This is a genomic window from Alkanindiges illinoisensis DSM 15370, from assembly GCF_000619845.1.
Lineage (GTDB): Bacteria > Pseudomonadota > Gammaproteobacteria > Pseudomonadales > Moraxellaceae > Alkanindiges > Alkanindiges illinoisensis.
Genome location: NZ_JHUX01000004.1, coordinates 283,856 through 295,179, shown reverse-complemented (window position 1 = coordinate 295,179; position 11,324 = coordinate 283,856). Strand labels below are relative to the sequence as shown.

The window sequence follows — 11,324 nt, the reverse complement described above, 5'->3', positions numbered from 1 at the left end:
TATCCGCAGTATCCGCAGTATCCGCAGTATCCGCAGTATCCGCAGTATCCGCAGTATCCGCAGTATCCTGTGACTGTGACTGTGACGTTGCTGGTTCACTGCGATCACTGGTTGTATTTTTTTCTTCAATAAACGCAGCTGGATTATCAGCCACATGCTCGGCATTGGCTGCTGTGAGTTCAGTTGCACTGGAATTGGCACTACCACTGATGTTAGCTGAATCAGCACTCGGCGTTGAATCTATAGTACTTGTACTGGTGTCAGCATTGGTTAAAGCAGCAGTCTGCTCAGGCGTTTGCGGGCTGGTTTCGGTTGCTGAGTTAGCAGGTTCGGGCAGCGCTGTGCCATCGGTCACACTGTCATTATCTGTATAATAAGTGGTTTCGGTGGCCATGCTGCCTGAAGAACCCGGTGAAGGTGGAATTACCTGTTGTTTAACCGCTTCTGCTTCCAGTATGGCCTGTTCAGCTTTTGCTTCCAGTCGGGCATCATCCAGCGTGGTTTTATCATCCTCTGTGATTTCATTGCTTGGTGCTATCACATCTGGTGCAGTTGACCCACTTTCGGTTGATCCACTGTGCTGATCCACACTGTCATCGGCATCTTTAGGGGCACTGGGTTCTGCAAAGTTTTCAGTATTTTCGGACAGTTTGTCACTGGGTTCATTCACTAGTGGCGTCGCACCCGGCTGCGCATCAACGGGTTGCTGGCTGGCAGCTTCCGTTACCGCAATTTCCTCAAATTCGCTACCGCCGTCTGCATATAGCTGGGCAGCCTGTGCATTGATGTCATCAATATTGGCTTTTGGCGTTAATGCATGGCCTTCAAAATGAATACCAGCCCAGCCATGATGTATAAACTGGCGAATATTCTGGTGGTCTGTGCCGTCCGGATTATCTTTCACAGCCTGATAATGCTCGGCAAACAGCGACAATGTATCAAGCTGGTTAAAATTGTTCAGGTGCGCAAAGCAAAACACCTTGCAACTGCCCTGATTTTCGCCGGCTGCATTTTTTTGTGAGCCATTTTGAAATGCGGTTGGTTCAAAATCATAACGGGCATCAATAAATTTCAGCACTTGCTTAAAATTGATTTTATGGTGTGCCAGAGCATTCAATAAAGCCGAATTGGGCGCGTACATTAGGGTTTCTCCTCAAAGCCAACCTTTTAATTTGATTATGTTTTCAAAAATTCTTTAGTATCAAACCGCAAAACCCTGCCCGAGTGTGTATTGGATTTGCAAACCAGTCCTGCGCTTTAGCAGCTTTCTGAACAGCAACAGTTAACTGAGGTAACTTGAGGTAATTTGATTAGCATCCACTTGCAGATTATTGATCAAGTCTCAAGAAATTTTATAAGCAGGTGGGCCGGAATGACTTACAATAATCATGCTGCGTGTTGTTTAACGCTACCGATATGATTCACCTTCGAACAAAAACCGAAAAAACAATGGAGATGTCAAAAAATGCCTTCCTTGCTACCGCGAGCTGAGCAAAAAAATATTTTAATTACCGGAGCATCCAGTGGTATTGGTGAAGCGCTGGCCTGGGCCTGTGCCAAGCGTGGCATGAATCTGGCGCTGGTTGCACGTCGACTGGACCGACTGGAAAATCTGGCCGAACGCATCCGCGAGCGCTATCAGGTGCAGGTTGAGGTTGCTGCCCTGAATATTTGTGAAAATGAAAAGATCATGCCAATTTTTATGGGCTTTAGTGAACTGCTGGGCCGTATTGACATTGTGGTGGCCAATGCCGGAATTTTAAAAAGCCGCAAGGTGGGCGATGGCCGCATTGAACGCGATGCACAGGTCTTTGAAACCAATGTGCTGGGTGCCATTGCCACCAGTGAAAGCGCCATTAGCCTGTTCCGCATGCAGGGACGGGGCGGGCATCTGGCAGTGATTTCATCCTATTCGGCGTTTATGCCACTGCCAAGCGGTGCAGCCTATTCAGCCAGCAAGGCCGCGGTGAGCAGTTATTTTAATGCGGTACGTGCGCCTTTATTACGTGAAAATATTGGTTTAAGCCTGATTTACCCGGGGTTTGTCAGCACTGATTTGTTGCAGGGCTTTAACTCGCATGGCCTGCCGATTATTGCCAAGGCCAAGGACGTTGCTGAAGAAATTTTAACAGCAATTCTGGCCAAAAAGAAAAATGCCATTGTGCCCAAATTGCCGTGGGCAGTGCTGTACCAGATGCAAAAACTGGTGCCGAATGCACTGCTGAACAGTGTGCAAAAATTCCTGTAAATGAGTATGCAGGCAAGCCGGATATAGGCATTAAGCTGTCGGCTTGCCCTTTCTGGCAATAGACTTTGTCTTTGAAGAGATTCATGATTTTATTTGTTAGCATGGTTCAGGAAAAATAATGTTTCATCCTTTGCTGCTGGTTGCCATTGGTGGTGCATTGGGTTCAATGGCCCGTTATGGCTTATCGGCGCTCATCGTGCGTCAGGTGAATCCGGTTCATTTTCCATGGGGAACATTTGGCGTTAATATTTTGGGTTGTCTATTGGCGGGTATTTTTCTGGTCGCTGCTGAACAGTTTCCAGCGGTGAATCAGGAAGCCCGCCTGTTTATTGTGACAGGCTTATTGGGTGGTTTTACCACATTTTCAGCCTTTGGCATTGAAACCTTAAGCCTGATTCGGCGTGGTGAACTGCTCATTGCCTTTAGCTATGCCAGCTTAAGTGTGATTGTTGGGGTATGTGCCATGTGGCTCGCCTATAGTGTCTTTAAAGCCATGTTAAGCTAATGCTTTGATAAATCTTGCTAAATAAACGCTAAACATTAAATTTACTCACTCAACAGGGTTTCTGCTATTTGTCGGATTGAGCTGATTATGAATAAAACAAGAATTGCTGTATTTTTAAATAATTAATAAAAATCAATGATTTAAATATTAAATAAAATATTGCCTGTAAGTAACGATTAACAGGGTATTCAAATATTTTCCTTTATTTATCGATAGCTTAAGCCTGTGTTTTCATTTAAGGGAAGATAATGACACAGGATTCCAAAGGATTAATCAATGATATCCAGCAAATTATGGCGCGCCAGTGGGATAGACGCCAGCTTCTGGGCCATGAGGCAGGGGGAGCTGCTGCATTATTACTGGCCGGCTGCGCTGGAAGTTCGGGGGACAGTAGTACTTCCAGTACAGTAGCCTCGTCTGGCAGTGCATCAAATAGCACAGATACCAATTCGTCGGGCAGTATTGATAGCAGCACTATAATACTGGCAACGTCAGCAGTTGTGGCAACATTCCAGAAGAAACCGAAGGACCATATCCGGCAGATGGTTCTAATGGGGTTAATGTGCTAACCCGCTCTGGCATTGTACGCAGTGATATCCGAACCAGCCTGAGCACTGACAATGTATTTCGCGATGGCTATTCCCTGCAATTGTCTAGCGTCACTGGCAGTGTCACTGCGGGTTATGTGGCAACACTGATTGTGGGGGTAGCGGTATAATAGGGGAGACGTGGTTTTCTCGACCAGAGGTTTTTACCCTTTATTCTGGTCGAGCTTTTTAATGTTTTATGAAGAGTAAAATTAAACGTTAATCGTCCTCATCGCCTCGCGTATCAAAGGTTTTGGCGGGATCAATGCCCTGATTCTTTAAATCCTGTACTTTTTCTTCCAGCGTGCGAAACTGCTGGGCATCACGCATTTTACGGATGTCCTCATCTACAGTATGCTGCAATTGTTCCAGTGACTGGCTATCAGGTGTTTGTGGCTTATGGTTAGTCATATCAAATCAATCCTCAAAAAAATCATGAAATGGTCAGGTGGGCGATGCTGAACTATGCAGCGGCACGACTTCTTCCAGCAAAGGCTTGAAATTGTCTTTGACTTTCAGGTTGATCATATTCCAGTAATGGCCGGAGATGGTGCGGTTGAGCATCATGGTTTCGGGCGAGGGCTGGAAACTGTCCCAGTACTTCAGGGATTTTTTCAGTAATTCCACGGCGTCATGGTGCGCTGTATTTTTGGCAAAATCATATTCACCATTTAATGGGCTAATGAGAATATCAATCCACTGCTGGTAAAACTCTGCCGGAATCTGGCCGTTATAGTTGCGCACATGCAATTCGCGCAAGGCTTGTTCCAGCGCTGGAATATCATGGCTAAAAGCGGCACGAACCAGTTGCTTGTTGATGTTAACAAGTTCAGGTGACAGGGTTTTGGTGCTGCCATAGTCATACACCACCACGGAACCATCAGGCCGAAAGGCAAAGTTGCCCGGATGCGGGTCGCTATGAAAACTATGCAGGAAAAATACTTCCTGACTGATCAGGCGAAACAGGCGCTCGCCCAGTTCATTACGCAGTTCCTGTGACCAGGTAGCAGCAGTTTCAATGGAATCGCCCAGTTCTTCACTTAACGTGAGTACCCGGCGGGTTGAATAGGCCGGATAAACTTTGGGAATAATCACCTTGCTGTCGAGGGGTTGGTGAAAAGTGGAAAACACTTGCAGGTTATGCGCTTCAATATTGTAATTTAGCTCGGCAGTCAGACTGTCCCGCATTTCATCAAACAGCTTGTCCTGAAGCTTTTTGTCAATTTTGAACACACCGGCCAATCGCAACGCCAGCCGCACCTGCTTTAAGTCACTTTCGCAGGCTTCATCCACACCCGGATATTGCACTTTCACCACCACGCGCTCGCCAGTAGGCAACACTGCACGATGCACCTGTCCAATGGAGGCAGCGGCGAATGGTTCACTGTCGATAGATGAAAAAATCTGGTCTAACGGTTTGCCCATTTCGCGTTCAATCTGGTATTGAATGGTGCTAAAGGGTACTGGTGGTGCCTGACGTTGCAGCTTGGCAATGGCTTTGGCCACTTCAGGTGGGAAAATATCCTTGTACTGGGAGGCAATCTGCCCCACTTTCATCACGGCGCCTTTCATCTCGCCCAGTGTATCGGCAATCTTAAGGCCAATATCTTCATACAGTCGGGATTTGGCCGCGAGTTTTTCTTCATCGTTGGCATTAAAGGATTTGATGGAATTGCTGACTGCCTTGCCGGCAATGCTGGCGGTCATACCAGCTAGCTTGATGAAACGGCGGCCGGGTGTACTGGTTTTTTCAGCCACAACTTTAACCTTACAAAAACAGGAGTAATAGGGCAGTGTGGCATGCACATACCGCCCTGCCAAGCCCAAAAAAATAGTGTTTTTGTTGGGCTATGTGAGCAGATGTGGCTAAATGTGTTTATGGGTTTTTAACAGGGAGCGTGGAACTTGCCACATTGGCTGCCAAATGCTGGAATAGCAGTTTTTGTCGATGCCGCAGGCGAAAGCTGAGTAATACTGCAGCAATGGTCAGGCCAATGACCAGCCCAGTCCAGAAACCTGCTGCGCCATAAGGCAATACCCGTGACAGCACAATTCCCAGCGGCAGGGCAATGCCCCAGTAGGACAGTAGGGTAATCCACATCGGGCCTTGCGTATCCTGCATACCGCGCAAACAGCCGGCAGCAGCCACTTGCCAGGCATCGGACAACTGGTAAATGAGTGCAAACAACAGCAGACTGGTCGCCGTTGCCTGAACAGTTGAATCAGTGGTATAAAAACCGGTAATTTGCTCGCGGAACAGCAACATGAGCAGCATGGCAGCCAGCGCCATACTGGTGGCAAAAATAAAGCCCAGCCGTTGCACATACTGCATGGCCGACCAGTTTTGCTCGCCATACAATTGGCCCACCCGGATGGTGAGTGCCATGCCCAGCGAAAGGGGTGCCATAAAAAATACCGACGTCACCGATAGCGCAATCTGGTGCGCTGATACCACAATTTCGCCCAGCGGACTTAAAATAATGGCAGCAATACTAAACAGGCTAACCTCAAAGAATATCGCCATGCCAATGGGTGCACCCAGTGCAAAAATTCGCCTGATCATGGCTGCATTAAAGCGGCTAAACTGCTGAAAAATTTTAATCTGCTGATAGGTTTTTGAGAGGCTTAAGTAAATAGCCAGCACAATCAGCATGATCCACTGAATACTGGCCGTAGCAATGCCGCAACCTGCACCGCCCAGCTTGGGCAAGCCAAACAAGCCATGCATAAACACATAGTTAAGCGGAATAATGCCCAGCAAACCCAGAATACTAATCACCGTGACAGGCCGTGGATGACCCAGTGCTTCGGTATAACCGCGCAAGGTGGCATATAGCGTTACGGCTGGCATGCCAAAGGCAATGGCATGCAAAAAGAAGCTGGCTTTGGGTTGCAGGTGCGCCGGTACGTCCAGCAGGTTAAAGCTTAAGGGGGCAAGCTGTAGCACGGCAAAACCAGCCAGTCCCAGCAAGACGGCCAGATACAGTGCTTGTTGGGTAATCCAGGGAATTTTATGACTTTGCCCGGCGCCCTTGGCCTCTGCCACCAGTGGGGTAGTGGCAATCATCACGCCTGCCATAAACAGCACGACGGGTAACCATAATCCCACTCCAACAGCCACCACGGCTAGATCAGTGGGTGACATGCGCCCGGCCATTACGGTATCAATCAGGCCAAAACCAGCTTGCGCCACCTGGGTAATTAAAATAGGCCACATCAGATGAAACAGGGTGAGAATTTCATCACGTCGGCTATCAGGCTTTAGCATTTTGTAGCTGTATTTGGTCGGTGACCCTGACATGGTTTTTCTACATCATATAATCAAGCGCTATTGTAGCCGGATTTAGGTTAATAGAGTGGACTGCGAGCAGGTAATGCTCCAGAAGCAGGCTTATGGCTTCATTAACATACTGCCCAATAACAATACAGGCATAAAAAACCTGCTGTATTTACCGCTTAAGGCAAGCACAGCAGGCTGGAATTAAGTTAAAGCCTAAGGATTAAAACTTGGCAGTTACTTGTTTAAATGCCAGTGGTTTATTATTTTCATCAAATAACTGCACCACCACCACGTAGTTAGTATTATCAGTCACTGCATCATTAGGCACGATATGAGTTGGTAACACGGAAGTACTAATAGTTTGATAAACAATGCCTTTTGCGGTGCTATTACCAATCGCATTTGGATCAATTACATCAATTAAAGCCTTGCGAACACCGTTTGGTGCACCACTCCAGCTAACGAGATTACCTGCGGCATTAACATCCACTTTAAAATCATTCGGGAATACCGTATCAGATGGATACAGGGTAATAGTACCTTTGTGTGCAACGACAAAATCCTGATCATTGCCATTGCAGTCCTTAACCGTACGGCTATCATTACCGTCCTGATCCAGTACGTAGCCACCAGTGTACTTGTCGTCTGCGCGGGAATAGGACAGTTTGTCAAAGGCCAGCAGGATTTCCGTATTATTCTCATTGGTAGAGGTGGAATCCAGTGCGCCTTCAATTGTGCCAGACAAGTAGCTGGTTAGCTTGTTGCCTTCAATTTCCAGATTGTTACTGTTATTGTCCTGACAGTCAAAATAGCGGAAAGAAGCGCGGCCTTTGATACGTCCTTCATCTTTTGGCGCATCGACATAAATGCCACCAACTTCCGCATTAGGATCATTAGCATCCTGAGTTTCCGCATAAAAGCCAAGCAGGGTACCGCCAGGCCCATTTTGTAGTGCTGGTGGCGTATAGCTGTCATCACTGCCACCGCCACTGCCGCCGCAACCGGTTAATGCAGCAGCCAGAAGGCCAGTCATTATACTTAAGCTGAGTTTTGTTTTTTGCATGATTTACGTTCTCTTATGGATAGGGGATTGAACTGAACCTAGTCTAGTAGAGAACAAATGTTGTTAAGGTAAGCACAGACATATGCTTTGTATGAGCTTGGCTAAACCCTGTTATAAAGAAATTAATACTAGTACTTTACTGTTAACACCAGCCCTGCCATCACCATAAGTGCGCCGGCAATGCGTTGCCAGTTAATAGTGTGTTTTTCAAATCCCAGCCAGCCAAAGTGATCAAGTACTAGCGATGCCAGCAGTTGCCCGCACACAATAATAATAGTCAGGTTAACTGCGCCTAGCCGTGGCGCCAGAATAATCGACACGCTCACGCCAAAAGCACCCAGCAAACCACCAACCCATAGCCAGAGTGGCATGCCCAGCAGGTGCTGCAACTGTGGCCTTGAATCAGTTTGCAGCATGACCACAGCACCCAGAATCACAGTGCCTACCAGAAAGGAAAGAAAGGCGGCCTGATAAGGCGAGTTGACATACTGACGTAGCTGGGCGTTAACCCCGGCCTGACTGGCCAGCGCAATGCCACCAGCCAGTCCTAGCATTAATAATGTACTGAGTTCCAATCCTTTCATGGTGGCATTTACCTGATGGCTTTTATCTGATGATTACGATGTGGCGGCAGTTATATCGTCATACTGATTTGATTTTAGAGTGAGGTCTATGCGCTGGGTTTATGCAGTAAAATGGCCTGCCACTGTGCGGGTGTTACTGGCATGAGGGACAGACGGCTCCCTGTTTTTAGTAGTGGCAGGTCTTCCAGCTCCGGCATTTCGCGCAAGGTGGACAGTGGCAAAATCTCCGGCCATTTTTCGACAAATTCTACATCCACGCCCGTCCAGCGCGGCTTATCAAGGGTGGATTTTGGATCGTAATAACGGTGTTCCGGATTAAACTGAGTCGGGTCGGCATAACCGCCCTTGACAATTGTCATTAGACCTACGATGCCCGGTACTTTACAATTGGAATGGTAAAACAGTGCCTGATCACCAGCCTGCATTTGCCGCAAAAAGTTACGGGCCTGATAGTTACGCACGCCATCCCACAATGCAACACCGCGCTGTTGCAAATGGTCAATGCCAAAGCCTTGTGGTTCAGATTTCATTAGCCAGTAGGCCACGTTGAGACTCCTAAATTGACAGTCATGCCCATTTTGCACGATCCGGTTTTACTTGAGCCAGCAGTCATTCCGCTGGCCCTGTACATTCACATGCCGTGGTGTGTAAAAAAATGCCCTTACTGCGATTTTAATTCGCATGCCTTGCCAAAAGTGCAAGCAGTTCAAGAGGCTACATCTGTTGTTAATTTTCCAGATAGTGCCTTGCCTGCCGCGCTTGAGCAAGCGTATTTACAGGCATTAATACAAGATGCAGCACAACAGCAACCATTGGCACAAGGCAGATGCATTTCCAGTGTATTTATTGGCGGTGGCACGCCCTCGCTGATTTCGGCCAAAGGCTACCAGTGGTTATTTAACCAGTTAAAAGCCCTGTTTGACTTTAGTGCCGATTGTGAAATTACGCTGGAAGCTAACCCCGGCACACTGGAACATCAACCCTTTGCTGATTATCTGGAAGCAGGGATCAACCGCTTGTCTCTGGGCGTGCAAACTTTTGACAGTGCACAGTTGCAGCGTCTTGGCCGTATTCATAGCCAGGATGATGCCATGCAGGCCATTACCCGCGCGCGTGAGGCGGGGTTTAACCGCTTAAATGTTGATTTGATGCATGGCCTGCCAGCCCAAACCGAGGCACAGGCTCTGTATGACTTGCACACAGCAATTGGTCAGGGCGCGACCCATATTTCATGGTATCAACTGACCATTGAACCCAATACGGTATTTTTTAGAACCCAGCCGGTGTTGCCAGAAGATGATATTCTGGCCGATATCCAGCAGGCCGGGGAAGCGGTGCTGCAAAATCTTGGTTATGTGCAATATGAAGTGTCGGCGTGGGCCAAAGAACAACCCTGTCGGCACAACCTGAATTACTGGCAGTTTGGGGATTATCTGGCAATTGGTGCGGGGGCACATGGCAAGGTAACTAAGCCAGAGGGCATTTACCGTTTCCAGAAAACCCGCCAACCGAAGGATTATCTGGCCCAGCAACCGGCCAGCATGCTGAACTGGCAGGCCATTGCTGCCGATGACATGCCATTTGAATTTATGATGAATGCCTTACGGTTAAAAGGCGGAGTGCCTAGTATTTTTTATGCGGCGCGGACAGGCCTGTCACTCACTAGCCTGCAATCCATATTGACTCGGTTGCGGCAGCAGGGCCTGCTGGTTACAGATGAGCAGCGCCTGCAATGTACCGCACACGGATTTAATTATTTAAATGATGTGCTGAGTGAATTTGTTATGGAATAGCCCAACACAATCGTCATAAAAAAAGCCGCTTCACTGTTATAACAGCTATAGCAGTGGCTTTTCTTCAAACAGTTCTTCCTGTTCCGGTTCAATCAGCTTTTGATGCAGCCATTCACGCCAGACTGCCAGCAAAATTGCCAGAATCACCGGGCCAATAAATACGCCTACCATGCCAAAACTGGCCAGGCCACCCAGTACGCCAAACATAATCAGCAAAAATGGAATTTTGGTTGCACCGGAAATCACCAGTGGCCGGATAATATTATCCACCCAGCTCACCACGCATAAACCCCAGACTGCCATGCCAGCCGCTTCCCAGGTGTGACCCTGCGACAGCAGCCAGATGCAAACACCGCCCCATGAAAATGGCGTACCAAATGGAATCAGCGCCAGCAGAAAAGTGGCGAAGGTCAACACCACCGGATTGGGCACACCTGCCACCCAGTAGCCAAGGCCAGCCAGCAAGGCTTGCGCCAGTGCTGTGAGGCCCACGCCATACACGACGGCGCGTGTGGTTTCGCCAATAGCATGCAAATAACCATGCACACGATAACCAATAATCTTGTTCAGGGCCATGCGCACCTGATCCAGAATAAAAGTGCCATCCCGGTAAAAGAAAAACAGCGTTAAAATAGCCAGCGTGAGCTTGAAAATATTGCGGCTAATTTCGCCCAGTACCACCCGGCCATAGCCAATATGCCCCTGCATCCAGCTGCGGATGGTGCTGGCCAGATCATGCGGATGCGCATTCAACTGGGCCACAAAGCGGGACATTTCCTTGCCAATAATAGGAATATGCTGGACAAAATCCGGTAAGGTAATACCACCGGCAAAAATCTGGCGTTGCAGGTTCAGATACAAATCGCGGCCTTCATGCTGCAACAGGAAAATAGCCATAATAAACGGCACGCCAATTACCACGCTTAAAATGGTAGTCATGGTCAGCGCGCTTAAATTATGCCGATAGCCAAAAGTCCGCAAAATGGCCTGATAAATTGGCCAGGTGATATAGGCTAGAATGGCGGCCCATACCACAGGCACAATAAAAAACTTTAAAACCTGAAAGCTAAGCAGCATTAGCCCAATAAACAGGCCAAGTAAAAGCAGGCGTTGAATGGCTGAAACGTCTTGCACACCAGTCTCATTATGCTGAGGGTTATGCAGCTATGTTAATCGAACTACATGCCTACACAAGCGGCAAAGTGAAAAATATCTATGAATCATTCAGTCTGAGCACATGGATTTGTATCTGCTCTAACCCGGC

Annotated in this window: 12 protein-coding genes and 1 pseudogene; 5 read left to right on the top strand and 8 right to left on the bottom strand. The window is 47.9% G+C overall.

What is annotated here, in order from left to right; all coding sequences use genetic code 11:
* Positions 1-802 precede the first annotated feature (802 nt).
* A pseudogene (locus Q337_RS19230) lies at positions 803-1,141 on the bottom strand (HopJ type III effector protein); the annotation flags it as partial.
* 324 nt (positions 1,142-1,465) lie between these two features.
* On the opposite strand from Q337_RS19230, the gene Q337_RS0110240 reads away from it, so the two are divergent.
* From Q337_RS0110240 to Q337_RS19085, 4 genes are all read left to right on the top strand, one after another.
* The gene (locus tag Q337_RS0110240; RefSeq protein WP_026471520.1) at positions 1,466-2,248 is read left to right on the top strand and encodes an SDR family NAD(P)-dependent oxidoreductase; all 783 of its coding nucleotides are present in this window, start codon (positions 1,466-1,468) and stop codon (positions 2,246-2,248) included.
* 118 nt (positions 2,249-2,366) lie between these two features.
* On the top strand, positions 2,367-2,753 hold the full coding sequence (gene crcB / locus Q337_RS0110235; RefSeq protein ID WP_034279886.1) for a fluoride efflux transporter CrcB: 387 nt from the start codon (positions 2,367-2,369) through the stop codon (positions 2,751-2,753).
* Positions 2,754-3,001: 248 nt separating this feature from the next.
* Positions 3,002-3,322 (top strand): hypothetical protein, encoded by a 321-nt coding sequence (locus tag Q337_RS19090; protein ID WP_026471518.1) that lies wholly within the window; start codon positions 3,002-3,004, stop codon positions 3,320-3,322.
* On the top strand, positions 3,316-3,471 hold the full coding sequence (locus tag Q337_RS19085; protein WP_211253605.1) for a hypothetical protein: 156 nt from the start codon (positions 3,316-3,318) through the stop codon (positions 3,469-3,471). The genes Q337_RS19090 and Q337_RS19085 overlap by 7 nt, the downstream gene beginning before the upstream one ends.
* Before the next feature lie 88 nt (positions 3,472-3,559).
* On the opposite strand, the gene Q337_RS17410 is transcribed toward Q337_RS19085, so the two are convergent.
* From Q337_RS17410 to Q337_RS0110190, 6 genes are all read right to left on the bottom strand, one after another.
* Positions 3,560-3,751 carry a hypothetical protein gene (locus tag Q337_RS17410; RefSeq protein WP_034279884.1) on the bottom strand — a complete coding sequence of 64 codons (192 nt, stop codon included), beginning with the start codon at positions 3,749-3,751 and terminating at the stop codon, positions 3,560-3,562.
* 33 nt (positions 3,752-3,784) lie between these two features.
* On the bottom strand, positions 3,785-5,098 hold the full coding sequence (locus Q337_RS0110215) for an ABC1 kinase family protein (protein ID WP_026471517.1): 1,314 nt from the start codon (positions 5,096-5,098) through the stop codon (positions 3,785-3,787).
* A gap of 118 nt (positions 5,099-5,216) precedes the next feature.
* The gene (locus tag Q337_RS0110210) at positions 5,217-6,641 is read right to left on the bottom strand and encodes an MATE family efflux transporter (RefSeq protein WP_156935771.1); all 1,425 of its coding nucleotides are present in this window, start codon (positions 6,639-6,641) and stop codon (positions 5,217-5,219) included.
* 199 nt (positions 6,642-6,840) lie between these two features.
* Positions 6,841-7,653 (bottom strand): hypothetical protein, encoded by an 813-nt coding sequence (locus Q337_RS0110200; protein WP_026471515.1) that lies wholly within the window; start codon positions 7,651-7,653, stop codon positions 6,841-6,843.
* Between the two features lie 158 nt (positions 7,654-7,811).
* Positions 7,812-8,267, bottom strand: a complete 456-nt coding sequence (locus Q337_RS0110195; protein WP_026471514.1) for a DMT family transporter — start codon at positions 8,265-8,267, stop codon at positions 7,812-7,814.
* A gap of 86 nt (positions 8,268-8,353) precedes the next feature.
* Positions 8,354-8,812, bottom strand: a complete 459-nt coding sequence (locus tag Q337_RS0110190) for an EVE domain-containing protein (RefSeq protein WP_026471513.1) — start codon at positions 8,810-8,812, stop codon at positions 8,354-8,356.
* 24 nt (positions 8,813-8,836) lie between these two features.
* Here Q337_RS0110190 and hemW point away from each other — a divergent pair, with 24 nt between their 5' ends.
* The gene (gene hemW / locus Q337_RS0110185) at positions 8,837-10,060 is read left to right on the top strand and encodes a radical SAM family heme chaperone HemW (protein WP_034279881.1); all 1,224 of its coding nucleotides are present in this window, start codon (positions 8,837-8,839) and stop codon (positions 10,058-10,060) included.
* Between the two features lie 45 nt (positions 10,061-10,105).
* Here the strand turns inward: hemW and Q337_RS17405 are convergent, their stop codons facing one another.
* Positions 10,106-11,194, bottom strand: coding sequence for an AI-2E family transporter (locus tag Q337_RS17405; RefSeq protein ID WP_034279878.1), 1,089 nt, complete (start codon positions 11,192-11,194; stop codon positions 10,106-10,108).
* Between the last annotated feature and the right edge of the window lie 130 nt (positions 11,195-11,324).